This window comes from Holophagales bacterium (assembly GCA_016719485.1).
Classification (GTDB): Bacteria; Acidobacteriota; Thermoanaerobaculia; order UBA5066; family UBA5066; genus UBA5066.
The window spans coordinates 495,787-520,368 of record JADJZB010000002.1 but is presented as its reverse complement, the minus strand read 5'-3'; the positions used below and the strand labels follow the sequence as shown (position 1 = coordinate 520,368).

Annotated in this window: 23 protein-coding genes and 1 tRNA gene; 12 read left to right on the top strand and 12 right to left on the bottom strand. The window is 69.2% G+C overall.

What is annotated here, in order from left to right:
* Positions 1–4: 4 nt before the first annotated feature.
* The 3 genes from IPN03_02345 (at position 5) to IPN03_02335 (ending at position 4,144) form a co-directional block, all read left to right on the top strand.
* Entirely contained in the window at positions 5–643 is a 639-nt protein-coding gene (locus IPN03_02345) for a riboflavin synthase (protein ID MBK9372593.1), read from the top strand.
* Complete coding sequence (hemW, locus tag IPN03_02340; protein ID MBK9372592.1) at positions 640–1,764, top strand: radical SAM family heme chaperone HemW; 1,125 nt, start codon at positions 640–642, stop codon at positions 1,762–1,764. The genes IPN03_02345 and hemW overlap by 4 nt, the downstream gene beginning before the upstream one ends.
* Positions 1,765–1,924: 160 nt before the next feature.
* The gene (locus IPN03_02335; GenBank protein ID MBK9372591.1) at positions 1,925–4,144 is read left to right on the top strand and encodes a sodium-translocating pyrophosphatase; all 2,220 of its coding nucleotides are present in this window, start codon (positions 1,925–1,927) and stop codon (positions 4,142–4,144) included.
* A gap of 249 nt (positions 4,145–4,393) precedes the next feature.
* On the opposite strand, the gene IPN03_02330 is transcribed toward IPN03_02335, so the two are convergent.
* The 5 genes from IPN03_02330 to IPN03_02310 are packed head-to-tail and all read right to left on the bottom strand — an operon-like array spanning position 4,394 to position 7,739.
* Positions 4,394–4,831: a biopolymer transporter ExbD gene (locus IPN03_02330; GenBank protein MBK9372590.1), complete on the bottom strand. Its 438-nt coding sequence runs from the start codon at positions 4,829–4,831 to the stop codon at positions 4,394–4,396.
* A 17-nt stretch (positions 4,832–4,848) separates the two neighbouring features.
* Entirely contained in the window at positions 4,849–5,268 is a 420-nt protein-coding gene (locus tag IPN03_02325) for an ExbD/TolR family protein (protein MBK9372589.1), read from the bottom strand.
* A gap of 60 nt (positions 5,269–5,328) precedes the next feature.
* Positions 5,329–6,009, bottom strand: coding sequence for a MotA/TolQ/ExbB proton channel family protein (locus tag IPN03_02320; GenBank protein MBK9372588.1), 681 nt, complete (start codon positions 6,007–6,009; stop codon positions 5,329–5,331).
* 57 nt (positions 6,010–6,066) lie between these two features.
* Positions 6,067–6,801, bottom strand: coding sequence for an energy transducer TonB (locus IPN03_02315; protein MBK9372587.1), 735 nt, complete (start codon positions 6,799–6,801; stop codon positions 6,067–6,069).
* Positions 6,802–6,827: 26 nt separating this feature from the next.
* Positions 6,828–7,739 (bottom strand): tetratricopeptide repeat protein, encoded by a 912-nt coding sequence (locus tag IPN03_02310; protein ID MBK9372586.1) that lies wholly within the window; start codon positions 7,737–7,739, stop codon positions 6,828–6,830.
* 522 nt (positions 7,740–8,261) lie between these two features.
* Here IPN03_02310 and IPN03_02305 point away from each other — a divergent pair.
* Both IPN03_02305 and IPN03_02300 read left to right on the top strand, forming a co-directional pair.
* Positions 8,262–10,028 carry a VWA domain-containing protein gene (locus tag IPN03_02305; protein MBK9372585.1) on the top strand — a complete coding sequence of 589 codons (1,767 nt, stop codon included), beginning with the start codon at positions 8,262–8,264 and terminating at the stop codon, positions 10,026–10,028.
* A 43-nt stretch (positions 10,029–10,071) separates the two neighbouring features.
* The gene (locus tag IPN03_02300) at positions 10,072–12,024 is read left to right on the top strand and encodes an NAD(P)H-hydrate epimerase (protein ID MBK9372584.1); all 1,953 of its coding nucleotides are present in this window, start codon (positions 10,072–10,074) and stop codon (positions 12,022–12,024) included.
* A gap of 24 nt (positions 12,025–12,048) precedes the next feature.
* Here the strand turns inward: IPN03_02300 and IPN03_02295 are convergent, their stop codons facing one another.
* Positions 12,049–12,711 carry an outer membrane beta-barrel protein gene (locus IPN03_02295; protein MBK9372583.1) on the bottom strand — a complete coding sequence of 221 codons (663 nt, stop codon included), beginning with the start codon at positions 12,709–12,711 and terminating at the stop codon, positions 12,049–12,051.
* A gap of 358 nt (positions 12,712–13,069) precedes the next feature.
* Here IPN03_02295 and IPN03_02290 point away from each other — a divergent pair, with 358 nt between their 5' ends.
* The 7 genes from IPN03_02290 to IPN03_02260 all read left to right on the top strand — a co-directional run bounded on the left by IPN03_02290 (position 13,070) and on the right by IPN03_02260 (position 18,469).
* Positions 13,070–13,534 (top strand): VanZ family protein, encoded by a 465-nt coding sequence (locus IPN03_02290; protein ID MBK9372582.1) that lies wholly within the window; start codon positions 13,070–13,072, stop codon positions 13,532–13,534.
* A gap of 27 nt (positions 13,535–13,561) precedes the next feature.
* Positions 13,562–13,647, top strand: a tRNA-Leu gene (locus tag IPN03_02285).
* 147 nt (positions 13,648–13,794) lie between these two features.
* Positions 13,795–14,316 carry a CarD family transcriptional regulator gene (locus IPN03_02280; protein MBK9372581.1) on the top strand — a complete coding sequence of 174 codons (522 nt, stop codon included), beginning with the start codon at positions 13,795–13,797 and terminating at the stop codon, positions 14,314–14,316.
* Between the two features lie 49 nt (positions 14,317–14,365).
* Positions 14,366–15,124 carry a hypothetical protein gene (locus IPN03_02275; protein ID MBK9372580.1) on the top strand — a complete coding sequence of 253 codons (759 nt, stop codon included), beginning with the start codon at positions 14,366–14,368 and terminating at the stop codon, positions 15,122–15,124.
* Positions 15,125–15,438: 314 nt separating this feature from the next.
* Positions 15,439–15,843 (top strand): tetratricopeptide repeat protein, encoded by a 405-nt coding sequence (locus tag IPN03_02270; GenBank protein ID MBK9372579.1) that lies wholly within the window; start codon positions 15,439–15,441, stop codon positions 15,841–15,843.
* A 104-nt stretch (positions 15,844–15,947) separates the two neighbouring features.
* The gene (locus IPN03_02265) at positions 15,948–17,195 is read left to right on the top strand and encodes a replication-associated recombination protein A (protein ID MBK9372578.1); all 1,248 of its coding nucleotides are present in this window, start codon (positions 15,948–15,950) and stop codon (positions 17,193–17,195) included.
* 23 nt (positions 17,196–17,218) lie between these two features.
* Positions 17,219–18,469 carry a cysteine desulfurase-like protein gene (locus tag IPN03_02260; protein ID MBK9372577.1) on the top strand — a complete coding sequence of 417 codons (1,251 nt, stop codon included), beginning with the start codon at positions 17,219–17,221 and terminating at the stop codon, positions 18,467–18,469.
* Between the two features lie 111 nt (positions 18,470–18,580).
* On the opposite strand, the gene IPN03_02255 is transcribed toward IPN03_02260, so the two are convergent.
* From IPN03_02255 to IPN03_02230, 6 genes are read right to left on the bottom strand one after another with little or no spacing between them, the layout of a single operon-like run.
* Positions 18,581–19,696 carry an ABC transporter permease gene (locus IPN03_02255; protein ID MBK9372576.1) on the bottom strand — a complete coding sequence of 372 codons (1,116 nt, stop codon included), beginning with the start codon at positions 19,694–19,696 and terminating at the stop codon, positions 18,581–18,583.
* Positions 19,693–20,667 carry an ABC transporter ATP-binding protein gene (locus IPN03_02250; GenBank protein ID MBK9372575.1) on the bottom strand — a complete coding sequence of 325 codons (975 nt, stop codon included), beginning with the start codon at positions 20,665–20,667 and terminating at the stop codon, positions 19,693–19,695. The genes IPN03_02255 and IPN03_02250 overlap by 4 nt, the downstream gene beginning before the upstream one ends.
* Entirely contained in the window at positions 20,664–21,569 is a 906-nt protein-coding gene (locus IPN03_02245) for an ABC transporter ATP-binding protein (protein MBK9372574.1), read from the bottom strand. Before IPN03_02245 ends, IPN03_02250 begins: the two co-directional genes overlap by 4 nt.
* Positions 21,569–22,609, bottom strand: coding sequence for an efflux RND transporter periplasmic adaptor subunit (locus IPN03_02240; protein ID MBK9372573.1), 1,041 nt, complete (start codon positions 22,607–22,609; stop codon positions 21,569–21,571). The genes IPN03_02245 and IPN03_02240 overlap by 1 nt, the downstream gene beginning before the upstream one ends.
* Positions 22,606–24,213 carry a TolC family protein gene (locus IPN03_02235; GenBank protein ID MBK9372572.1) on the bottom strand — a complete coding sequence of 536 codons (1,608 nt, stop codon included), beginning with the start codon at positions 24,211–24,213 and terminating at the stop codon, positions 22,606–22,608. Before IPN03_02235 ends, IPN03_02240 begins: the two co-directional genes overlap by 4 nt.
* On the bottom strand, positions 24,210–24,461 hold the full coding sequence (locus tag IPN03_02230; GenBank protein ID MBK9372571.1) for a hypothetical protein: 252 nt from the start codon (positions 24,459–24,461) through the stop codon (positions 24,210–24,212). The genes IPN03_02235 and IPN03_02230 overlap by 4 nt, the downstream gene beginning before the upstream one ends.
* Between the last annotated feature and the right edge of the window lie 121 nt (positions 24,462–24,582).

Genomic DNA, 24,582 nt, shown 5'->3' with positions numbered 1-24,582 from the left:
CGACGTGTTCACGGGGCTCGTCGAGTCGTGCACCGCGGTGCGGACCCTCAGGCGGCAAGCCGGAGGCGCGCTCCTGGACCTGGACGCTCCGGACGCCTGGGGCGACGTCGCTCGCGGTGAGAGCCTCTGCGTCTCCGGCGTCTGCCTCACGCTGGTCCCCGGCGGAGGCGAGGGTGTCCTGCGGTTCGACGTCTCCGCCGAGAGCCTCGAACGCTCGACGCTCGGGGCCCTTCGGCCGGGCGATCCGGTGAACCTCGAGCGTGCGCTGGCCGTGGGAGCCCGGATGGGCGGGCACGTGGTCCAGGGGCACGTCGACGCCACGGCCCCCGTGACCCGCCTCGAGAGAACCGGCGGCTTCTGGACCCTCGGCATCCGGATCGGCGAGGCGTGGTCGCGGTACGTCGTGGAGAAGGGGTCGATCGCCCTCGACGGAATCTCCCTCACGGTCGCCGCGCTCGACGCCGAGGAGGTTCGCGTGGCCGTCATCCCCGAGACGTTCCGCGCCACGACCCTCTCCGGGCGCCGGCCGGGAGACCTCGTAAACGTCGAGGTCGACATCCTGGCGAAGTACGTGGAGCGCCTCCTCGGAGCCGCAGGCGCCCCGTCCCGCGACGACCGGCTTCGCGCGCTCCTCGGCTCGTGACGGGCCGACCCGGCGCGTACGTCCACGTTCCCTACTGCGCGCACCGCTGCACGTACTGCTCGTTCGTCGCCGTCACAGGCAGGGAGACGGAGAGCGCGTACTTCGACGCGATCACCCGCGAGGCGCGAGCGCGTGCAGGGGAGGTCGAGGGGCCGCTGGACACGGTCTACTTCGGAGGAGGGACGCCGTCGTTCGTCGAGCCCTCGAGCCTGGCCCGGGTCCTCTCCACGCTGCGGGAAGTGCTCGGGGTCGCAGCGGACGCCGAGATATCGGCCGAGGCGAACCCCGACGACCTCGACGACCGGCGCCTCTCGGCCCTCGTCGACCTCGGTGTGAACCGGCTCTCGATCGGTATCCAGTCGCTCAGCGACGGCGAGCTCGCGCCGCTGGAGCGGCGCCACGACGCCGCCGGGGCGCTCGGGGCCCTACGCCGGGCCGTCTCGCGAGGCCTGAGGGTCTCGGCCGACCTGATGATCGGTATCCCCGGGCAGTCGAAGGAAAGCCTCCGCCAGAGCCTCGGGACGATCCTCGAGGCGGGAGTCGGTCACGTCTCGGTCTACCTCCTCGAGATCGAAAAGGCTCCCCGCCTCGTCGCGATGAGAGAGGCGATGCCCGCGCTCTTCGCCGGCGACGACGAGATGGCCGCCCGGTGGGAGGAGGTCGACGACGTCTGCGCGGCCGCGGGGCTGGCGCGTTACGAGACGTCCAACTGGGCGAGGGAGGGCGACGAAAGCCGCCACAACCTGAAGTACTGGAATCGCGAGCCCGTCATCGCCCTGGGGGCCTCCGCCGCCTCCTTCGACGGAAGGGCCCGGCGGACGAACAGCGGATCGATCCCTGCCTATCTTCGGGCCGTAGAGGAGAACGGCACCGCCTTCGTGTCGGAAGAGGAGCTTCCTGCCGACGCAGCCCGCCGGGAAGGGGTCCTCCTCGGCCTCCGGAGGGCCACTGGCGTCGACGAGCCGGAGTGGGACGCGGCCGTCGCGACCCTCCCGGCCTCCGATCGGGCCCGCATCGACGACGCCTTCGAGGCGGGCCTTCTCGTGCGGGAGCCGGGCCGGGTCCGCCTGACCCGCACCGGAGTCCTCCTCTCGAACGAGGTCTTCTCGCTCCTGCTCTGACGGGTGATGCCCCGACGAGGGGTGGACGGGCCGTCGGATTCGGCGTCGGCGGGCCGGGAGTGCCGGCCGGGGGTACCTTGGCCCCGCGGTCCGAGCGTGAGACCATCCGCCGGCTCGGAGCCTTCCGGCTCCCGAAGACCCCATTTCGGAGCGGAGGCGCATGAACGCAGAGACGCTGCTCTACATCATCCCGGTGCTCGGACTCGCCGGTCTCCTGTACACGTGGCTGAAGTCGTCCTGGGTTTCGCGGCAGGACCCCGGCAACGAGCGGATGGTGAAGATCGCCGCGGCCATCCAGCAGGGCGCCATGGCGTTCCTGCGAGCCGAGTATCGGGTCCTCGCGGTCTTCGTCGTCGTCGTGGCGATCCTCCTCGGGATCTCCGGCGCCCTGCAGAAGGAGTCGCACCCCCTCGTCGCGGTCGCGTTCATCGCGGGGGCCCTCTGCTCGGCCCTCGCGGGGCTCATCGGGATGAAAGTCGCGACGAAGGCGAACGTCCGGACGACCCAGGCGGCCCGGCGAGGGCTCGGCCCGGCGCTCGAGATCGCCTTCGCGGGCGGCTCGGTGATGGGGATGGGCGTCGTCGGTCTCGGCGTCCTCGGCCTCGGGACCTGCTTCCTGCTCTTTTCGAGGTTCTTCGACGGAGACGTGAACCGGACGATCACGGTCATCACCGGCTTCTCCTTCGGCGCCAGCTCGATCGCCCTCTTCGCCCGGGTCGGCGGGGGCATCTACACGAAGGCGGCCGACGTCGGTGCCGACCTCGTCGGCAAGGTCGAGGCCGGTATCCCGGAGGATCACCCGCTGAATCCCGCCACGATCGCCGACAACGTCGGTGACAACGTCGGCGACGTCGCCGGCATGGGCGCCGACCTCTTCGAGTCGTACGTCGGCTCCATCGTCGGCTCGATGGTCCTGGGAGCCGCGTTCATGGCCGCGCGGCTCCCCTCGGGGGAAGCCTTCACGGCCGACGGGTTCGACGGCCTCTCGGCGGTCCTGCTCCCGCTCGCGCTGGCGGGCGTCGGGGTGCTGACCTCGATCGGCGGGACCTTCTTCGTCCGGGTCAAGGAGGGCGGGTCGCCCCAGCGGGCGCTCAATACCGGCGAGTTCGGATCGTCGATCGTGATGGTCGTCCTCTCGTTCTTCATCATCCGGGGAATGCTCCCCTCGAGCTTCGTCTACCAGGACCTTCTCTACGGGACCGAGAGGACCGTCACCTCACTCGGGATCTTCTTCTCGACGGTCATCGGCCTCTTCGCCGGCCTCGCGATCGGTATGCTCACCGAGCACTACACCGGGACGGGCACCGCGCCGGTGATGTCCATCGTCCGGCAGTCGGTGACCGGTGCCGCCACGAACATCATCGCGGGGCTCGGCGTCGGCATGCGCTCGACGGCCTGGCCGATCCTGATCCTGGCTGCCTCGATCATCGGCGCGTTCCACTTCGGCGGGCTCTACGGCATCGCGATCGCCGCCGTCGGCATGCTCTCGAACACGGGCATCCAGCTCGCCGTCGACGCCTACGGTCCGATCTCCGACAACGCGGGCGGCATCGCGGAGATGGCCGAGCTGCCGAAGGACGTGCGCCGCCGGACCGACAAGCTCGACGCCGTCGGCAACACCACCGCCGCCATCGGGAAGGGCTTCGCGATCGCCTCCGCGGCGCTGACGGCGCTCGCCCTCTTCGGCGCGTTCATGACGGCCGCCCACCTGAAGACGATCGACGTCTCCAAGGCGGAGGTCATGGCGGGCCTCTTCATCGGGGCCATGATGCCGTTCCTGTTCTCGTCGATGGCGATGGCGGCCGTCGGCCGGGCTGCGATGGCGATGATCCAGGAGGTCCGCCGCCAGTTCTCGGAGATCCCGGCGCTCAAGGCGGCGATCTTCGCGATGGACGCCCACTCCGGGAAGGACTTCAAGGACTGGCCCGTCGAGGACCAGAAGATCTTCGAGGATGCGCTCGGCAAGGCCGAGTACGGCAAGTGCGTCGAGATCTCGACGACTGCGGCGATCCGGGAGATGGTCGCTCCCGGCCTCCTCGCGGTCATCGTGCCCGTCGCCATCGGGTTCGGCCCCAGGCTTCTCGGCCTGGGGTCAGGAGCCGAGATGCTCGGGGGCCTTCTCGCGGGAGTGACGGCGACCGGCGTCCTCCTCGCGATCTTCCAGTCGAACTCGGGCGGCGCCTGGGACAACGCCAAGAAGATGTTCGAGGAAGGCGTCGAGGTCGACGGGCGGAAGTACTACAAGGGCTCCGACCCGCACAAGGCGGCCGTCGTCGGCGACACCGTAGGCGACCCGTTCAAGGACACGTCCGGCCCGTCCCTGAACATCCTGCTCAAGCTGATGTCGGTGATCGCGCTCGTCATCGCGACCCTCATCTGAGCGGGCGCGCCCCTGCGGCGCCGCCAGGCGATCCCCGAGGGCCCCGGTGCGCACCACCGGGGCCCTTTTCCCGTCCAGGCTCGATTCCCGGGGAGCGGCAGGGGAGGGCGGTGAGTGGCGGGGAGGCCGTGGCCGCCCGTCGCCGTTCGCACGGCGTCGCCTAAAGGAAACGTCCCCGGCGGGAGGCCGGGGACGCACGGTACATAGGCTCGGGACGGCCGATCCGCCCGCGCGGGAAGCCGGTCCGTCTCAGGAAGTCGGCGCGGCCGCTTCCAGGGGGTTGACCCAGTCCATGACGATTCCGATGTTCTTGGCACCGTTGTTCCGGACGACGTCCATGATCTCCATGGCCTTGTCGTACTTCACGGCGTCCTCACAGGAGAAGAAGACCGGCCTGTTGCCGCGGTTGCGGAGAACTTCCTGGAGCCGGATCGGCAGGTTGGAGCGGTCGACCCGCTCCTTGTTGAGGTAGATCTCGTTGCTCGTCGTCAGCGAGACGATGATCTGGTCGCCGGACGGCGGCGGCGGGAGACCCGCCGGCGCGTTGGGCGGCACGTTGACTTCGTATCCCATCTGGAGCATCGGCTGCAGGATCATGAAGATGATCAGCAGGACCAGCATGACGTCGACCAGGGGCGTGACGTTGATCTCCGATTTCGGGCCGCCCTGGCTTGGTCCGACATCCATTCCCATGGCGTACCCTCCTACTCTTCCGTCTTCCGCTCGGTGATCAGGGCGATCTTCTCGAAGCCCCCGTCCTTGATCATCTTCATGACTTTCTTGACGTCCCCGTAGGTGAGCTGCTTGTCGGCCTTGATGAGCACGTCCTTGCTGGCCGAGCGCTCACCGTATTCCCGCATCTTCGCAGCGAATTCCGGCTCGGGGTACCACTTGGCGTCGATGAAGATCATCTTGTCGGCCTGAACGCTGATGAGGAGCTCTTTGTCCGTCTCGGGCTTCTTGTCGGGGCGCTCGGTCATCGGCAGCAGCACGGGTTTCCCCTTCTGCAGCATGGGCGTGATGACCATGAAGATGATCAGGAGGACCAGCATGACGTCGACGAGCGGAGTGACGTTGATCTCACTCTTCGTCTCGTGCCGGTTTCCGAAGTTTTGCATTGCCATCGTTGTGTCCTCCGTTCAGTTCCGAGGAAGGCCGCCGGGAGCGAGCCCGGCCAACCTTCCTCAGGCCGCCCGGGAGCCCATCCTCTTGATGAAGTAGTCGACGAGCTCCGAGGAGGAGTTGGACATCTCGATGTTGAAACGCTCGATCTTGTTGAGGAAGTAGTTGTAGAGCCAGACGGCCGGGATGGCGACGAAGAGGCCGAGCGCCGTTCCGATGAGAGCTTCGGCGATACCCGCGGACACCGCGCCGAGGCCGCCCGTGCCGGAGGTCGCCATACCCTGGAAGGCTCGGATGATCCCGATGACCGTGGCGAGAAGGCCGACGAACACGGAGGTCGTGGCGATCGTGGCGAGCCCGCCCAGGCCGCGCCGCATGTCCGCACCGGTCATCATCGCAGCCCGGGCGATGGCGCGCTCGGCCGCCGCAACGACGTCGTGGCCGGCAACGCTGCCGCCGTGCGCTTCGTAGGCGAACTCGAGGAGACCGGGCGAGACCACCTTGGCAATGTGGCTGCCCTTGTACTTCTTGGCGAGGTCGATCGCCTCTTTCAGCTTCTCCTGCTTGAGGAGAGGGCCGATCTCGATGGCGAACTTCACCGACTGCTTCTTCGCGACCCTGAAGGCCCACCAGCGCTCGAGTGAAACTCCGAGCGAGTAGACCGACATGAACACGAGAATCATCATGATGGCCTTGACGGCGATGGACATCTGGGCCCAGATGTGTGCAAAATCCATTTCCATGGTGCGAGATCCTCCTTGTTGAATTACAGCGTCGCTAGGGATCGCGTTCGCGATTGGTTACTGTAGTCTGAAGGTCACGGTCACGGTCAGGTAGACCGGAACCGGCCGGTTGTTGAAGGTCGCGGGCTTGTACTTCCACTGCTGGACCGCGCGCATCGCGGCGTTGTCGAGCAGCGGGTTGATTCCCCGAAGAACGCGGACGGACTCGACGTTCCCGTCCTTCGTGATGATCGCCTCGAGGATGACGATGCCCTGAAGACGGGCCTTCCGGGCGGCTTCGGGGTAGACCGGCTGCACGCGGGAGATCTCGACGGGCTCCTTGACGTCGCCGCCGACCCGAAGAGGCTCTTCGACCTGGGCTGCGCCGCCGAGGACGCCACCCTTGACGCCACCGAGGACGCCGCCCATGACACCGCCCTCGACACCGCCCTCGACACCGCCCTCGACGCCGCCCTCGGCGCCGCTCGAGTTGTCGGGCTCCGTCGGAGCGACCGGCAGGACGTCGGGGACGATCATCGGGGCCATGTTCGACGATTGTTTCACCGGCTCGACCTTGGGCGCGGCTTTGGGAGCGGCCTTCGGGGGAGGCGGCGGGGGAGGCGGCGGGGGAGCGGCCTCGGAGTAGAAGGAGATCGGAATCGGCGGCTCCGGGATCTCCTCGATGAACCACATCGACGCGGCCAGGATGGACCCGCCAATGACGAAGTGCAGGAAGATCGACATCGGGACCGAAAGCCAGCGATTGCCGGTCGCCGCCTGCTTCTTGGATTCGATGAGGGAAGTTTCGAACATGTTAGCGGTCCTCTCGCTCGGGCCCGTCAGATCGCCTCGAGCGGGTTCTTCCTTGCCGCTTCCTCGCGTTCTTTCTGCTTGACACGGTCGCGAGCGGCGAGGGCCTTCTTCTGCCACTCGGTGGCTTTGGCGAGGAGCTCCTCCTTCTTCGTCGGGTCGTTCTCGAGCTTGGCGTACTCCCGGTAGAGGAGGTTCACGTAGAGCATCGATTCGAAGTAGTCTTCCCGCAGGGAGTTGGCCTTCTCGAGGGCCACCATCCCGCGGTCGATCAGCGCCTTGCGGGCCTCGCCGTCCATCTGGTCCATCGGGGTGTTGTACGACTTGTCCCAGCAGGTGACGCCGATCGTGTAGAAGACCTCGGCATTCGTCGGATCGACCTTGGCGAGGTTGTCCTGCCACTCCATCGACTGGTCGAAGTCACCCTTCTTGGCGTAGAGCATGGCGATGGTCTGAACGGCCTGCCGGTCCTCGGGGTGCACCTTGATCCAGTCCTTGAAGTACTGGATGGCGTCGTCGTACCGGCGGGAGTTCATGTACGTCGTCACGAGGAACTTGGCGGCGTTCTCGTCCTCGGGCTTGGCGGCAAGGTATTCCTTGAAGTACTTGATCGCCGTCTCGAGGGCCTGGATGTCCTTGGGGTGCTCGGATCCCGGGTTGTAGACGGCCATGTTGGCCATCGCGACGAACTTCTTGATCCGGATCTCTTCCGGATCGAGCGCCATCGCCTCCTGGTACAGCTTCAGGGCGTCCTCGTACAGCTGCTGCTTGAAGTAGGCGTTCCCCTTCCGGATGACCTGCTTCGCCTTGAACTGATCGACGACTTTCTGGCACCCGGTCGCCGTCGTTCCCAGCAGGATGAGCCCGCCGACTGCCATCACGCGGCGAAGCCGGCTCCGGAGGCTCGTCCGGGAGTCTCTCCCCGTCCTGGTTCCGGTCATCGGCCCTCTCTCCTTTCGCGCACCCACGGTGCCCGAGGTCATGAGACCCGGGAGACCACCGTCCCGTTCCCGGTCAGACATATCTTTCGCTGCTCCCCGTCGCCCGCTTTCCTCGGTGTGCGTTCGGTTGGCGTCCCGAAAAGGTGTCGAAGGGAGGAGCGAGCTGACCCGTCACCGCAGGTTCCTCCCGCAGGAGAGCCGAACCCGACGAGCACTTTCGACGACGGAGAAGAAAATTTCGGCGATTACCGCGTCCGCGCGCGCCTCGCCGTTCTCTGTCTCCGCGTCCGTTTCCAGCTGCGGCTTGTTCAGCCCCGACCTCCGGATCTTCCCTCGACCTCTCGGAACGTCCGCGCGCCCACCGGGCCCGGGGCGGCCGTTATTCGAGGCGGTCATTCTCAGGGAGCGCGGGAGGAAGTGCAAGCGGAAAACTCCTCTGAAAACGGGCGGATCGGGGACTGGAGCAGTCCTCTCGGAACGGGTCCCTTCGGCCGGGCATTCCGGGATCCGTAGAATGTCGACATGGTGTTCTCCAGGCCGTCTCCTCCCGCCGTCGCGACCGCGCTTCTCGCGGTCCTTCCCGCCCTCGTCCTGTCGGCTGCGCCGCAGGGTCCGGCTCCCACGCCGAGGCCCGGTCCCCTCGTCCGGAACGTCGACGTCACGGTCACGAACATCGACGTCGTCGTGACCGATTCGAAGGGAAACAGGATCCGGGGTCTGACGAAGGGGGACTTCGACGTCTTCGAGGACGGGCAGCTCCAGCCGCTGACGAACTTCTACGCGGTCGACGGGGGCCGGGTCGTCTACTTCGGCGACGAGCCGGTTCCAGGAGAGGCGCCGACAGCCGCAACGCCGCCGGCGGCCGCTCCGGCCGTCGTCCCGCAACCCGCTCCGGAGCCCGCCGATCCTGCGGTCGCGCCGCTTCCCGTGCCGAGGACCCGGATCGTCATCTTCATCGACAACCTCAGCCTGCAGCCGTTCAACCGGAACCGGGTCCTCAGGGGCGTCCAGACGTGGGTCCGCGAAAACGTGTCGGGCAACGTCGAGGCGATGGTCGTCACCTGGGACCGCACGCTGAAGGTGCGCCGCAAGTTCACGAACGACGGCCGGGAGATCTCCGACGTCCTCAAGCAGCAGGAGGACCTCTCGACCCTCGGCCAGACCCGCCTCAGCGAGCGCAGGGACATCCTCCGGCGGATCGACGACTCCACCTCCGAGACCGAGGCGTTCACGGAGGCGCGGCAGTACGCGCTCGCCTACAAGAACGACATCGACTTCACCGTGGACGCCCTGAAGAAGACGATCGACCAGCTCGCCGGGGTCGAGGGGCGGAAGATCCTCCTGCACCTGTCCGAGGGGCTGCCGCAGTCCCCCGGAGCCGAGCTGTGGAAGTACGTCCAGGACAAGTTCCGGACCCAGACCGGCGGGCTTTCGCAGTTCGAGTTCGACAAGACGTCTGCGTACCTCGGAATCATCCGGGCCGCCAACGCGGCCGGGGTCTCGATGTACATGGTCGACGCATCCGGTCTCTCGATCGACTCCGGCATCAGCGCCGAGAACCGCACGACCGAGGCCAAGATCGACCCTTTCATCGAGAGGACGAACCTGCAGTCGATGATCCAGCTGATGGCCGAGGAAACGGGCGGCAAGGCGATCCTGAACCGGAACGACGTCATGGGCCCGCTGAAGGACATGCAGGGCGACTACTCCTCCTACTACTCCGTCGGGTACCGGAGCCTGAAGTCGGGCGGCGAACGCCCGCGCAAGGTGCAGGTGAAGATGAAGAAGAAGGGGCTGGTGGCGCGCTCCCGGCGGAGCTACGTCGAGAAGGGGATCGAGACGCGCATCACCGAGGGGGTCACCTCGGCCCTCTACTTCGCGCGCGACGACAACCCTCTCGCCGTCGGCGTCGAGGTCGGCCAGCCCGCCCCGGCCGACGAGCGGAACTATCTCGTCCCGATCCGGATCCGCGTGCCGTTCAGCCGGATCACCCTCCTTCCGGAGGGCCCGACGGCACGGGGCCGCGTGATCCTCTACTTCATCGTCGTCGACTCGGAAGGCAAGCAGTCCGAGCTCGCGAACCAGGTCGTCCCGGTCGAGGTCGACGCGAAGGAGCTCGGAAACCTCTCCCGACGGGACTTCGTCTACGACGTTCGCCTCCTGATGATCCCGGGCGGCCAGAGGCTGTCCCTGGCCGTCCGTGACGAACCGACGAACACCGTCAGCTACGTCCAGCAGTCCGTCTTCGTGTCCGTCCTGCCGCCGGAGGCGGGGCCGAAGGGAAAGTGACCCCCCCGCGAAGCCCCGCCCTCCTCGAGTCGCCGGGGGCCGCGTGAAGGTGCTCGGGGCGGCCGCGGCCCGCGAGGCGGATGCAAGGACGATCGCGGCGGGGACGCCCGGCATCGTCCTCATGGAACGCGCCTCGGAGGCCGTCGCGCGCGAGTGCGTCCGTGCGATCGAGGTCGCGCCGCTCCGGGGCGAAAGGGTCGTCGTCCTCTGCGGAACGGGGAACAACGGAGGGGATGGCTCCGGCGCCGCCCGGCTGCTGCGACGGAGCCCCGCCGTCGGAGACGTCACGCTTCTCCTCGTCGGGAACCGGGGGAGGGTGTCGGGCGACGCCGCCACGATGCTGCATCGGGTGGAGGACGAGGGGGCGGTCGTCGTCGAGGTCGACGATCCTTCGGGACTCGAGGCGCTCGGTGGGGCCACGCTCGTCGTCGACGCCCTGTTCGGCACGGGCCTGTCACGGCCGCTCGAGGAGGCGTCCCTTCACGCACTCGCTGTCCGGCTCGCCTCCTCCCGCCGGGCGTTCGTCGTTGCGGTCGACGTGCCGTCTGGTCTCGATTCCGGATCGGGCCGCTCGGACGTCCCGCACGTTCGCGCCGACCTGACGGTCACGTTCGGGTTCCCGAAGCTCGCCCACTTCCTGGCTCCGGCCGCCGGCTCCTGCGGACGGGTCGTCGTGGCCGACATCGGCCTGCTCCCCTGGGAAGGAGCCCCCGGTGCCCCGGAGGCGGTCACCGCTCGCGACGTCGCCCCAGCCTTCCCGCGGCGGCCGGCGGCCGCGCACAAGGGGACGTTCGGGACCCTCGGCGTCGTCGGCGGTGCCTGGGGGATGGCGGGGGCCGCGGCCCTGGCAGCGCGCGCGGCGTTCCGCTGCGGCGCCGGGAAGGTCGTCGTCGTCGCGGAAGAGGCGAGCCGTGCGGCGATCCACACCCTGGTGGCAGAGGCGACGACGTCGGCCGTCCTCGCTCCCTCCGGACTGACGGCTCTCGCCGTCGGGCCGGGGCTCGGGAGGTCGGCCACCTCCCGCGTGCTTCTCGACGAGGCGCTCGCCTGCGTTCTCCCGGCCGTCTTCGATGCCGACGCGCTGAACCTCCTCGAGGGACGGCCCGAGGTCCTGAGAGGCCGGAGCGGTCCCAGCGTCGTGACCCCTCACCCCGGAGAGGCGGCACGCCTCCTGGGGGTCTCGACGGCCGCCATCGTCGCCGACGCCGAAGGCGCCGCCAGGAGGCTCGCGGAGCGGTCGGGGGCTGCGGTCGTCCTCAAGGGCTTTCGATCGGTCGTCGCCGATCCGGGGGGGGTCCGCCGTCAGGATCCTCTCCGGGAACCCCGGGATGGCCTCGGGTGGCAGCGGCGACGTCCTGACGGGCGTCGTCGGGGCGCTCCTGGCGCGCGGCCTTTCGGCCCTGGACGCGGCCCGGGCGGGCGCCTTCCTCCACGGGCTCGCCGGCGACCTGGCCCGCGAACGAGAAGGGGAGGAGGCTCTCGTCGCTTCCGACGTCGTCGAGGCCCTACGCGAAGCCATCAGGGTCGTCGGCGAGTCGACCCGGTCGTGACCGACCCATCGATGGAGGCCTTCTCTCACTCGGCCGGTGAGACACGGGAAGTCGGACGCCGCCTCGCGCCGCTCCTGTCGCCCGGAGACCTCGTCCTCCTCTCGGGACCCCTCGGCGCAGGGAAGACCGAGCTGGTTCGAGGGCTGGCCGAGGGGATGGGGGCCGACGCGAGCGAGGTCGCCTCGCCTACCTTCGCGCTGGTTCACGAGTACGGGATGGCGGGGGAGCCTCCGATCCTCGTCCACGCCGACCTCTACAGGCTCCTCGGGACGTCCTCCCGGGGCGTCGCGACCGACGACCTCGGCCTCGCCGAAGCCCGCGAGAGGGGCGCTGTCGTCGTCGTGGAGTGGCCGGAGGGGCTGGAGAAGGAACGGGATGCCGTCGAGATCGAGATTTCCCTGGAGAACGACGAAACCCGGCGGATCCTCGTCCGCCGGGCTCGCTGAAGGCCGTTTCGGAGACCGGGGGGGTCAGAAGGCGAACACGACTCCCGCGGTCGCCTCGCCGCTCACGTACCACTGGCTGTCGCCGTAGTAGTAGCCGTCGCACCACTCGTCGCACTCCCAGTAGTCGTCTCCGCTGTTGATGTAGGTCGTCCGCAGCTTCCCTTCGAACCGGAATCCGATGTTCGGGGTGGCGAACGCCTTCAGGCCGAAGCCGAGAGTACCCGTGGCCCGGGAGTCTGTGGAGGCGGAGTAGCCGTCGATGACCGGCCGGAACGTATGCACGCCGCCGCCGATCGTGAAGTAGGGACGGACCTTGCCGGTGCCCCACGGGACGAGGAAGTTGAGCTCGTAGAGCCGCATTTCCATCTTCCCGATCTCTCTGGACGGGCTTCCGATGGCCCCGCTCCCTTCGATCGTCAGCTCGGGGTCCGACTGCAGGTAGCTGGCCTCGATGGTGAAATTGTTCGCGACGTTGAAGCCGAGCCGCAGTCCGTAGGCGACCTCGGTGGACGTCTCCGCCTCGCCGTTGTAGAAGGCGAGCGTTCCGGACTCGAACGTTCCCCCGAACGTGGCCCCGATGACGGGCGTGATCTCGACGCTGCCGGTACGATCCTGGGCGAAAGCCGGCGTGGCGAGTGCCAGCGCTGCCGTGAGGCCGAGCAGGGCGAAACGGGGGGTCAATCTCATTTCTTCATCCTCCAGGTGTCCCGCGTCCTCCTTTTTGGCCTCCGGGCCCGGCGCGGGACGTCCATTCTGTACCCAAGCAACCTACGTACCGTGACCCGAAGAGTTCCGGGACGGTGTTGCAGGTCACGTTCTCTGTGGATTCGACCTCCCGCCGATCGGCGCGCCGTCGATCCGGTAAGCTCGTGGCAGTGAACCTCGGTCGAGCCTCCCGGTTTCCGGCTGACGCTGCCGTCGTCGCCGCCGCAGGCGGTCGCCTCGGTCCGGCCACCGGAAGCGTCGACGCGACGTGCCGCCAGGTGCGACGTTCGGTGGCGAGGGAGATGCGCCCGTGGCCCGAATGCGGAAAGGCGGAAAGGCCGTGAAGCGTCTCGTCGTCGGGAAGGGCGTTCAGGGGTTTCTCCTTCTCGCCTACACGGCGCTCGTCCTGGCGGGGACCCTCCTCGTCGAGGGACGGCCCGGGGTCGTGACGAACCTCGTCCCCTTCGACGATCTCGCCCGTCTCCGGGCGAGCGCGGGAAAGGCCGGGGTCTTCTCGAACCGGTTCGTCCTCGGCCTCCTCGGGCTCGTCGGCAACCTCGTGATGTTTGCCGTCTGGGGCTTCCTCGCCTGGAAGTTCGTCGACGGGCGGGGACGGGAGCGATGGAGGAATCACGCAGAGGTCGTCTTTTTCGGTCTGGTCTTCAGCGTGGGCATCGAGACGGTCCAGTTCTTTCTCCCGACCCGTGCGGCCGACGTGAACGACGTCTTCTGGAACGCTCTCGGAGCCGGGCTCGGAGCGCTCCTGGCGCACCTCCACGCCTCGGTCCGCCTCGACTGGGCCTGACCCGACGCTGCTAGACTCCCCGCCCGAGCCGGAGTGGCGGAATGGCAGACGCAGGGGACTCAAAATCCCCCGATCGCAAGGTCGTGCGGGTTCGACTCCCGCCTCCGGCACCATCGAAAAGCCCGATCCACCTGGTACCTCGCTCCGGGACGTTCGCGCGGATCCTTCCGGTCCGCCCTCTCCCCGCTTACGAACTCCCATTGACCCCCGCCCCTGGGCCGCGTAACCTAGCAGGTCCGATAGCGCAGGAGGCGGATCCGGTGGTTTTCAACATCGGCGATAAGCTCGTCTACCCGAACCACGGTGTGGGAGTCGTTGAGACCGTCGAAGACTCGCTCTTCGACGGCCGGGCTCATCCCTGCTATCAGGTCCGGCTGCTGGCCAACAACTCGAGGGTCGTGGTGCCGGTCGGGAATTCCGACCGGGTGGGCCTCAGGCCCCTGACCCGGAGGCAGGACGTCAGCGTCGTCTTCAAGGTCCTCGAGGACGGCAGCTTCCAGTCCAACGGCGACTGGAAGGGCCGCTTCAAGCAGAACCTCGACAAGATGCGCTCTGGCGCACTTTCGGACATCGCGGACGTCCTCAAGAACCTCAACTGGGTCCAGAAGCAGAAGACGCTCTCGTTCCGCGAGAAGAAGATGTACGAGCGGGCCCGGTATCTCATCGTCTCCGAGATCGCCCAGGTCAGCGGGGCTGCCGAGACGGAGGTCGACCTCGATGTCGAGCGCGCCCTCGACCGGTCGGTCGCCCGGCGCCGCAGTCTCGGCCCTTCGCCGCGCTGATCTCCAGGGAAAGCGACAGGGGCCCGGCCGCTCCCGTATAGTCGTTACGATGTCGCAGCGAGCGTCGGCCGGCTTCATTCTGGCCCTCTTCCTGAGCCTTCCCGTCGCGGCACACGCGGCGAGGCCGGACCCGTCTCTGGAGAGCCTCCTCGTGGCGCTGGACCTCGAGCGCAAGGCCCGGGTCTTCGACCTGATGGAAGTGGACCGGCTCACGGCCGCGGCCTCGCGCAGCGACGCGGCGGCCGCGTCGGCCCGGCAGCGGCTGCTCGACGCCCTTCGCGGAGGGGAGACCGAGGTCGGAGAGCTGCGGGACGACGAGGAGCGGGTGGTGGAGGCCGAGGCGCGTGCGCGCGCCGCCCAGGAGAACCGCCGAACGGCCGTGTCGCGCCTGCTCGACCGGGCCCAGCGCGTCGGCATGCTCCAGGAAGAGATCGCCCGGAGACGCTCCGTGTCCCGCCGGCCGGCCGACCCCGTGACGGGACGCTGGCAGACCGTCATCGACCCTGGCGGACGGCGGGGAATCTACCGGCTCGTCCTCGACGGAACCCTGCTCTCAGGGGACTACGTCCTCGACGGGGACTTCCGCGGCTCGCTCCGCGGGACGTTCATCGGGGACAAAGTGTCGATCCAGAGGGTCGACTCCGAGCGCGGATTCGACGCGACGTTCTACGGGCGCGTCCAGCCCCTGGCGAAGCGGATTACAGGAACGTGGGAAGCGACGGCCATAGCGCCGGCGATCGGCCCGGTGGCCGGGACCTGGTCGGCCACGCTGCTTCCCGACGAAGAAGACGACGGAGGTTCCCCCTGAGCCACGACGATCACCTTCCCCCTCCTCCCGAGGCCCGTGCCGCTTCTCGGGGAGAGGGTCGCCAGAAGCGCGAGGCCGCGGCGACGGTATCCACGGCGCCCCGCTGGGGCGACCGGATCCTCTTCGCCGCCCTCGGGGCCCTCGTCGGCTTCGCCGGCGCCTGGGTCTCCCTCGAGGGCCGGCACACGGCAGCGACGCCCCTTCCCGCGATGGGGGCCGACCCGCACGCCGGTGTTCCCGGGGCTCCGCCCCTGGACGGCAGCTCGGCGGCGATGCCGGCGGCGCCCGCGATAAACCCGGAGGTTCGGCAGCGCGTGCAGGATGCCCTGGCCGTCGTCGCCGCGAAGCCGGGCGATTACGACGCCCTCGTCCACCTCGGAAACGCGGCCTACGATGCCCGCGAGTATGCCCAGGCGATCGACGCCTACGAGAAGGCCCTGAAGATCCGTTCGGACGACCCGAACGTCATGACCGACCTCGGCACGGCCTGCCGGAACGTGGGGGATGTCGACAGGGCGCTGGATCTCTTCCGGAAGGCACGCGCCATCGACCCGAAGCACTGGCAGTCGCTCTACAACGAGGTCGTCGTCCTGGCCCTGGACAAGCACGCGCACGCCGAGGCGGACGCGGCCCTCGCGCGCCTCAAGAGGGAGCATCCCGGGCTCCCGGCGCTCGCGGGTCTCGAGCAGCAGATCGGCGCCGCCCACCCAGAGAAGTGAAGTCGCCCAGCGGCGACCTTTTCGAGGAGTTCCTGCCAGACCGGCCGGCAGCGCCCTCGGTGGCGCCGCTGGCCGAACGGGTCCGGCCGCGCGACCTCTCCGAGATGCGCCTGCCGGACTCGGTCGCCGGCCCCGCCTCGCTGCTCGGGCGGGCCATCGCCGCCGATCGCGTTCCGTCCCTCGTCCTCTGGGGGCCGCCCGGGACCGGCAAGACGACGCTCGCCCGGATCATCGCCGCCCGGACGAAGTCCCGGTTTCTCGCCTTCTCCGCCGTGATCGCAGGGGTCAAGGAGATCCGCGAGGTCCTCGAGGAGTCGAAGCGCCTCGCCACACGCGGGGAGCGGACGCTCCTCTTCGTCGACGAGATCCACCGCTTCAACCGGGCCCAGCAGGACGTCTTCCTGCCGTACGTCGAGTCGGGCGCGGCGACGCTCGTCGGCGCGACGACCGAGAACCCTTCGTTCGAGCTGAACGGAGCCCTCCTTTCGCGGATGCGCGTCGTCGTCCTTCCGCCTCTCTCGAGGGACGACCTCGCGGAGATCCTCCGCCGGGCCGCCGAGGAGCCCGATCGCGGCCTGGGCGGGCGGGTGACGCTCGGGGAGGGGGCCGTCGACTGGCTCGTCGGCTTCTCCGACGGCGACGCCAGGCGAGCCCTGAACGCCCTCGAGACCGCCGCGGACCATGCGGGGGACGGTGCCGTCCTGACGGCGCCGCTCCTCGGGGAGATCTACTCGCGCAAGTCGCTCCTCTTCGACAAGTCGGGGGAAGAGCACTACAACCTCATTTCTGCGCTCCACAAGTCGATCCGCGATTCCGACGCCGACGCGTCGGTCTACTGGCTCGCGCGCATGCTCGAAGCAGGGGAGGACCCTCTCTTCGTGGCCCGCCGGCTCGTGCGGGCCTCGACCGAGGACGTCGGGCTCGCCGACCCAAACGCCCTGCGTCTCGCGATGGCGGCGCGCGACGCGGTCCACTTCCTCGGGATGCCCGAGGGGGCCCTCGCCCTGGCCGAGGCGGCGGTCTACCTCGCGCTCGCGCCGAAGTCGAACGCCCTCTACACGGCCTACGGTGCCGCGGCGAAGGACGTGGCCGACCGGCCGAACGAGCCGCCGCCGAAGGCGATCCTGAACGCCCCGACCACGCTGATGAAAGCCGAAGGGTACGGGACGGGCTATGTCTACGCGCACGACACGGCGGAGGGGACGGCGGGCCTGACGTGCCTCCCCGACGCCGTCGCGGGCCGCCGGTACTACGAGCCGAAGGGGGCAGGGCGGGAGGCGGACATGAAAAAGCGCCTCGAGGAGCTCCGCGGACTGCGCCAGAGGATCGCGAAGGAGAAGAGGCGCTCCTGACCGGTCCGCGTTAACCTTTCGGGATGCTCGATCTCGAAGCGATCCGCTCCCGTTTTCCCGCCCTCGCCTCCGGCGACGTGATCCTCGACAACCCGGGCGGCACGCAGGTCCCGCGCGCGGTGACCGACCGGATCGTCCGATACCTCCACGAGACGAACGCGAACCACGGCGGGGCCTTCCCGACGAGCCGCGCCTCCGACGAGGTCGTCGCAGAGGCCAGATCGGCGGTGGCCGACTTCCTCGGTGCGGCGCGGCCGGAGGAGATCGCGTTTGGTCCGAACATGACGACACTGACGTTCCAGATGGCGCGGAGCCTCTCGCGCGACTGGAAGCCGGGGGACGAGATCGTCCTGACGCGCCTCGACCACGACGCGAACGTCTCGCCCTGGCTTCTCGCTGCGGCGGACCGCGGCGTCACTGTGCGCTGGCTCGACTTCGACCCGGCCGACTGCACGTGGAACGTCGAGCACCTCAGGTCCCTCGTCTGCGAGAAGACCAGGCTCGTGGCCGTGGGATGGGCATCGAACTCCGTCGGAACGGTGAACGACGTCGCGGGCGCGGCCGAGGCGGCGCACGCGGCGGGAGCGCTCCTCTACGTCGACGCCGTCCACTTCGCCCCGCACGGCCCGATCGACGTAGCGGCTGTTGGTGTCGACTTCCTCGCCTGTTCGGCCTACAAGTTCTTCGGTCCGCACCTCGGCATCCTCTGGGGGCGGCACGCGCTCCTCGAGCGGACGTTCGCCTACAAGGTGCGCCCCGCGGGCGCCGCTTCTCCCGATCGCTGGGAGACCGGGACGCAGAGCTTCGAGGCGATCGCCGGGACCCTCGGCGCGCTCGAGTACCTCGCGTGGCTGGGAGAGACATTCGGCGACGATGCGATCCCGTCCCTCGCGGGCCGCTACCAGGGCCGGCGCCTCAAGCTCAAGTCCGCGATGACGGCGATCCACACCTGGGAATCGACGCTGTCACGGGCCCTGGGCGAGGCGCTCGCGGCCGTCCCGGGCCTCACGATCCGCGGCCTCACCGACCCGCTCCGCTTCGACGAGCGCGTGCCGACGTTCTCGTTCACGCTCGAGGGTCACCACCCTCGGGCGATCGCAGAGGAGCTCGGGCGGCGCGGCTTCCGCGTCTGGGACGGCAACTACTACGCCGTCGGTGTCACGGAGCGCCTCGGCCTCGAGGGGAAGGGCGGAATGGTCCGCGTCGGTGCCGTCCACTACAACACGCCCGAAGAAATCCATCGTCTCGGAGAGGCCCTCCGCGCGATCGCGTGAGACAAAAGGGGTCTTAAGACAGAAGGGGTCTGGTCTACGTTCTACACTCTGCGCTGCGGCGCAGAGTGTAGAACGTAGACCAGACCCCCCGTCCCTGCGACACCCGGCGTTTCAGTCGTTCGTCTTCTTGAAGCGCATCACGGCGAGCCCGACGATGACGACGGTGAAGCCCGTCAGGGCGGCGAGCGGCTCCCAGAGCTGCGCGAGGCTCGCGCCGCGCAGGACGATGCCGCGGATGATCGCGATGAAGTAGCGCGCGGGAATCGCGTAGGTGATCACCTGGAAGAAGCGCGGCATGCCGTCGATGGGAAAGACGTAGCCGGAGAGGAAGACGAAGGGGAGGAGGAAGAGGAAGGAGAGCTGCATCGCCTGCATCTGCGTCTTCGCGATCGTCGAGAGGAGCATCCCGAGCCCCAGGACGGCGGCGATGAAGATGAGGCCGGCGAGGTAGAGCTGGACGACGCTCCCGGCGATCGGGACGCGGAAGAGGAACCTCATCAGGACGACGATCAGCGTCAGCTGGAAGATCCCGATGAGGACGAACGGGAAGATCTTCCCGAGGATGATCTCGAAACGGGTGACGGGCGTGACCTGGAGCTGCTCCAGCGTTCCCCGCTCGCGCTCCCTCACGATCGCCATCGCCGTGTACTGGATGAGCGTGAACGTGAGGATGATCGCGATGAGGCCCGGGATGATGAACGTCGCCGTCCTCATGTCGGGGTTGTACCAGGGGCGGACGCGGAGATCGACGGGAAGGGCCTTCTCCTTCCAGCCGGCCCGCTTCGCGAGAGTCCGGACGGAGAGCTGGTTCGAGATGCCGCCCGCGATCGACATCGCCTGCGAGGCGGTCGTCGTGTCGGACGCGTTGACGATGAGGAGCGCGCGGGCCGGGGTGCCGCGGTGACGGGCCTCGCCGTAGTCGCGGTCGATGACGAGGGCGACCGAGGCGTGGCCCGCGTCGAGCGTTTGCCGGACCTCGGCGAGCGAGCGGACGTTGCCGACGACCTCGAAGTACTCGCTCGCGGTCATCTTCGCCACGAGCTCGCGGCTGTCGAAGGAGAGGCACTCGTCGTAGACGACCGTCTTCAGGTGCTTGACGTCGTAGTTGATGGCGTAGCCGAAGATCATCGTCTGCATGATCGGGACCATCACCATCATCCGGACGGAGATCGTGTCCCGGCGCAGCTGGAGGAACTCTTTGCGGGCCAGGGCGAGGAGCCTCTTCACGCGGCCACCTTCTCTTTCTTCTCGGCGCGGCTCCGGGCGAGCGACACGAAGACGTCCTCGAGCGAGGGCTCGGCTTCGCGCGGGGTGCCGAACGGAGCGAGGAGCGTCCGGGCCTCGGCCGTCCGCCCGGGCCGGCCGACGGCGCGCAGGCGCACCCCCATGAGGTAGGCGTCCTCGAGAGCGTCCTCGCGCCGGAGCCGCGCGAGGGCGCCGAACGGGTCGGCGCCGGCCGGGACCTCGAGGAGGCGGTCGTCCAGCGACGCCTTGAGGTCGTGGGGCGCACCCGAGGCGATCAGGTTCCCTTCGAGGATGAAGGCGAGCGTGTCGCACTGCTCGGCCTCGTCCATGTAGTGGGTCGTCACGAGGACGGTCATGCCGCGCTCGGCGGCGAGCTCGTAGATCAGGTCCCAGAAGAGGCGCCGGCCCTTCGGGTCGACGCCGCCCGTCGGCTCGTCCAGGAAGAGGAGCTCCGGCTCGTGGAGGAGGGCCGCGGCGAGAGCGACGCGCTGGCGCATTCCCGTCGAGAGCGAGTCGGTGATCTCGGGGAGGACCTTCGTGAAGCGCAGGCGCGCCGCGAGGCTGTCGACCCGGTCCCCCAGCTGCGAGTTCCCGAGGCCGTAGACCGTCCCGAAGAACTCCAGGTTCTCCCGCACGGAGAGGTCGAGGTAAAGGGAGAACTTCTGGCTCATGTAGCCGAGGCGGCTCTTCCACTTCTCGGTGTCCCGGCGTACGTCGAGGCCGCCGAACGCCGTCGCGGTCCCATCGGTGGGAGCGAGGAGGCCGGTGAGCATCCGGATGGTGGTCGACTTGCCCGAACCGTTCGGGCCGAGGAAGCCGAAGACCTTCCCGCGGGGGATGTCGAAGCTGACGCCGTCGACGGCGACGAACGACCCGAACTTCCTCACGAGCCCTTCGGCCCGGAGGAAGACGTCCGGGGGGAGAGCGGGGCGGAGAGCCGGCGCCGTCTTCACGCGACCAGCTCGTCGCGTTCGGCCGCGAGGACGAAGGCGTCCTCGAGGGTGGGATCGACCGGCCTCACGCTGTCGGGCGGAACGAGTCCGGCCAGGGCCGAGCGGACGGCGTCGATGAGGTCGGGCCCGGAGCCCTCTGCGCCGCGCACGTGGAGCCGGGTTCCGAAGAGAGAGATGTCGTCGGCGGACGGGACCGTCGAGAGGCGCGTCCTCACGGCGACCCGGTCGGAGGAGAGGATCTCGAGGAGCGGCCTGGGGTATCTGGCGAGGATCTCGTCGCGCGTTCCGGGGGCGAGGAGGCGCCCGTCGTCGAGGAACGCGAGGCGGGTCGCGTACTCGGCCTCGTCCATGTACGGCGTGGAGACGAGGATCGTGAGCCCGCCGTGGTGCAGCTCGTTGAGGACCTGCCAGAACTCCCGGCGCGACACCGGGTCGACCCCGGTCGTCGGCTCGTCGAGGAGGAGGAGATCGGGCCGGGTGAGGAGGGCGGAGACGAGCGCGAGCTTCTGCTTCATTCCGCCGGAGAGCGCCCCCGCGAGGCGGCGTCCGTACGGGCTCATGCCGACGCGCTCGAGGAGCTGGGCGGAGCGGAGGCGGGCCTCGGGGGTGGGCACCGAGTAGAGCCGGGCCCTCAGGTCGAGGTTCTCGTCGACGGTGAGGTCCTCGTAGAGGGAGAACCGCTGCGGGACGAGGCCGAACGTCGCCGCCGGGTCGCGGCGGACCGTCCCCTTCGTCGGGGTGATCAGTCCGGCGACGAGGCGGAAGAACGTCGTCTTGCCGGCACCGTCGGGGCCGATGAGGGCGAAGAGCTCCCCCCTCGCGACGTCGAGGTCGACGCCGCGGAGCGCGGGGTGCGCCCCGAAGCTCTTCACGAGGCCGCGGGCTTCGATCACGGCAGCCATCAGCGCAGCGACGCCGATGGGACGGCGCGCGGTTTCGTCGACTCCGGTACGGCGTCGCTTGCGGTTCCCGTGATCGTCACCTCCGCGGGCTGCCCGGGGACGAGGGGCTCGGCCCAGCCCGCGTCGAGGTCGATCTTCGCGGCGTAGACGAGGTTCACGCGCTCCTCGCGCGTCTCGACCGGCTTCGGCGTGAACTCGGCGTCGGGAGAAATCTCAGTGACGTGAGCGGGGAAGAGCCTTCCGGGGAACGCGTCGACGGAGACCTGGGCGGGCATTCCCTGCTTCACGCGGCCGAGCTTCGTCTCGGGGATGAACGCGCGGACGTAGAGCCTGCCGGCGAACGCCATCGTCAGGGCGGGCTGTCCGGCCCCGAGGAGGAGACCCGGCTCGGCCATCCGGTGGAGGACGACGCCGTCGGCCGGGGCGCGGATCTCGGCCTCGCGCGCCACGGTCTCGGACTGCTTCACGACCGTCTGCGCGCGCTTCACGTCGGAGCGGGCCTGCTCCGTCTGGAAGCGGCGGGAACCCTCCCGGGCGAGCGCGAGCCGCTGCTCGCTTGATTTCTGCATGGCCTGTGCGCGTGCGAGCTCGGTCCTGGCGCGGTCGAGGTCGCGGGGGATGCCGACCTTCTTCGCCATCAGGGCCTCCTGGCGCGAGACCTCCCTGCGGGCCAGGTCGAGAACGGCCCGCTTGTCGGCGAGGTCCGCCTCGGCGGATGCGACTTCCTGGCTGCGGCTGCCCGCCTTCAGATCCTCGAGGCGCGCCTCGGCCGAGCCGAGGGCGTCGCGGTCTCTCTCGACGGAGAAAGAGGTCTCGCCGAGGTCGAGCAGGACGAGGAGATCTCCCTGGCTCACGCGGTCTCCCTCGCGAACCTTCACCTCGACGACGCGCCCCGCGACCTTCGGCGCGAGATCGACCGTGGGGGCCTCGATGCGGCCGTTGAGCCGGATCGTGCCGTCGTCGGCCCTCCGGCAGCCGGCGAAGAGGAGCGGCAGGGCGACGACGAGGGCCGCGGCGAGGCGGTGGGACGGGCGGTTCATCGGGTTCCTTCCTGCGGCGCGGCCGCCGGTGTTTCCTTCTCGGTTTCAATCCGGCGCTCCGCCAGGAGCGTGCCGGTGGCGCGGGACCACTCGATACGGGCCTTTCGAAAGTCGGCGAGCGCGGCGGTCTCGGCGAGGTGGGCCTGCGTCAGGTCGTTCTGCCGGGTCAGGACGAAGTAGCTCGTCGTGAGGCCGGCGGCGAAGCGCTCCTCCTCGGCCTGCAGCTGCGTTTCGGCAGCGGCCCTTCCGGCACGCGCCGCGACGAGCCGCTGGCCTGCCGTCTCGAGGGCGACCGCGGCGTTCCTCACCTCGACCTCGACAGCCTGCCGTGTTCTCAGGAGCGCGAGCTCGGCCTGGGTCCGGCTGGAGCGGGCGACTGCGGCGTCGGCGCGGGCCGAGCGGTTGCCGAGCGGCACGGTGAGTGCCAGTCCGACGGACGCGTCGGGGAAGCGGCCCTCGCGGATCGTCCCGTACGAGCGGCCGAGGCCGCCGTCCACGGCGTCCGGAACGGAGTCGGCTCCGACGGGGAAGGGCGGGTTGAGCCCGGGGTTCTGCTCCCCGGCGAGCCCGCGGCGTGCGTAGGCGGCGACGAGGTCGAGCTGCGGACGCGTCCGGTCGCGGGCCGCCTCGTCCTCGATCTCGAGACGGGCGAGGCGGGCGGCGGCCTCCGCGAGCTCGGGGCGAAGCGAAGTCGCCGAACCGAGAGCGGATTCGACGTCGGGAGCCGCTGGCGCGAGGGGGGCCGGCTCGTCGGAGGGAACGAGGCGCGACGACCAGAGCGGGTCGGAAGGGTCGGCGAGGAGGAGCGATTTCAGGGCGTTCTCGGCGCGGGAGGCCGCCTCGCGCGAGGCGAAGAGGTCGCCCCGGCGTCGCTCCAGCTCTGCGACGGGCGAGGAGAGGTCCGCCTCCGAGAGCGTCCCCGCTTCGACCCGCGCCTCGACGTCGGTCTTCTGCCGTTCGGCGAGGTCGACGGCCGACGCGCGCGCATCGACGTCGCGCCTCGCGGCGAGGAGCGACCAGTAGGCGCGCTCGACGGCGGCGACGATCTCCGCGGTCACCCGCGCGAGCGAGGCGGCCGAGCGGGTCCTGTCGACGCGCGCGACCCGCAGGCTCTGCCGGGCGGGGTCGACGGAGAGGTTGCGCAGGAGCGGCTGGCGGAGCTCGAGCCCGATGGAGGTCGACCAGGAGGGGGAGAGGATCGAGAAGACGTTCGTCGTCTCGTCGCGCGAGGCCGAGGTCGTCAGGGCGACGGTGCCGCCGGTCGGGAGGAGCTGCGAGATCCCGAGGTTGGCGACGTAGCCGGAGGTGTTCGGCGCGAGCTCTCCCGCCGGGGCCCCCGACAGGATGGAATTGACCGGGTCGGTCCGGTCGCGCCAGCGGGCGTCGGCGCGCAGGGTCGGGTCATACGCCCCTTCGGACCGCAACTCGCCCGAGGCGCTGATCGCCGCGTTCTCGCGCTCGACGCGGAGGTCGACGTTCTTCTCGAGGGCGCGGGCGCGCGCCTCGGCGAGGGTGAGCGGGACGTCGACCGGCGGAGCCGCGGCGAGAACGAGGGAGGGCAAGAGGAGAAGGACGATCAGAAGGGCAGGGGTGCGGGCCGTCACGAGGGGCCCCCTTCAGTGGCGCCGGAGGGAATCCGGACGCGTTGGATTCGGGGATCCAGGCCGTCGGCGAAACGGTCGAGCAGGTCGGCGTCGAGGGCGCGAAGGGCCTCGCTCTCAACCGGCGTGAGGGGGAAGTTCTCTCCGGCCAGGTCGGCGAGCGTCGCTTCCGGTGCTTTCCTGAAGTGCTGCCGGACCTCTTCGTCGGTGGCGAGCTTTCCAAGGATCCGTTCCACGGTCTTCTGAGACATTGGGGCATCCTTCCGGACGGTGACAAAGCAATTCGGCTGCCGGACGCCATACCCCGCCAGAGACAGTGCTTAATCAGTTGCTGTACATATAGATAGAAGGATTTTCCACCGACCGGGCGAT

What these genes read in the sequence shown, in the direction of transcription:
- IPN03_02335 (MBK9372591.1), top strand. Translation starts at nt 1,925, where the DNA reads ATGAACGCAGAGACGCTGCTCTACATCATCCCGGTGCTCGGACTCGCC.
- IPN03_02330 (MBK9372590.1), bottom strand. Translation starts at nt 4,831, where the DNA reads ATGGATGTCGGACCAAGCCAGGGCGGCCCGAAATCGGAGATCAACGTC.
- IPN03_02325 (MBK9372589.1), bottom strand. Translation starts at nt 5,268, where the DNA reads ATGGCAATGCAAAACTTCGGAAACCGGCACGAGACGAAGAGTGAGATC.
- IPN03_02320 (MBK9372588.1), bottom strand. Translation starts at nt 6,009, where the DNA reads ATGGAAATGGATTTTGCACACATCTGGGCCCAGATGTCCATCGCCGTC.
- IPN03_02315 (MBK9372587.1), bottom strand. Translation starts at nt 6,801, where the DNA reads ATGTTCGAAACTTCCCTCATCGAATCCAAGAAGCAGGCGGCGACCGGC.
- IPN03_02310 (MBK9372586.1), bottom strand. Translation starts at nt 7,739, where the DNA reads ATGACCGGAACCAGGACGGGGAGAGACTCCCGGACGAGCCTCCGGAGC.
- IPN03_02305 (MBK9372585.1), top strand. Translation starts at nt 8,262, where the DNA reads ATGGTGTTCTCCAGGCCGTCTCCTCCCGCCGTCGCGACCGCGCTTCTC.
- IPN03_02295 (MBK9372583.1), bottom strand. Translation starts at nt 12,711, where the DNA reads ATGAGATTGACCCCCCGTTTCGCCCTGCTCGGCCTCACGGCAGCGCTG.
- IPN03_02275 (MBK9372580.1), top strand. Translation starts at nt 14,366, where the DNA reads ATGTCGCAGCGAGCGTCGGCCGGCTTCATTCTGGCCCTCTTCCTGAGC.
- IPN03_02265 (MBK9372578.1), top strand. Translation starts at nt 15,948, where the DNA reads ATGCGCCTGCCGGACTCGGTCGCCGGCCCCGCCTCGCTGCTCGGGCGG.
- IPN03_02260 (MBK9372577.1), top strand. Translation starts at nt 17,219, where the DNA reads ATGCTCGATCTCGAAGCGATCCGCTCCCGTTTTCCCGCCCTCGCCTCC.
- IPN03_02245 (MBK9372574.1), bottom strand. Translation starts at nt 21,569, where the DNA reads ATGGCTGCCGTGATCGAAGCCCGCGGCCTCGTGAAGAGCTTCGGGGCG.
- IPN03_02240 (MBK9372573.1), bottom strand. Translation starts at nt 22,609, where the DNA reads ATGAACCGCCCGTCCCACCGCCTCGCCGCGGCCCTCGTCGTCGCCCTG.
- IPN03_02230 (MBK9372571.1), bottom strand. Translation starts at nt 24,461, where the DNA reads ATGTCTCAGAAGACCGTGGAACGGATCCTTGGAAAGCTCGCCACCGAC.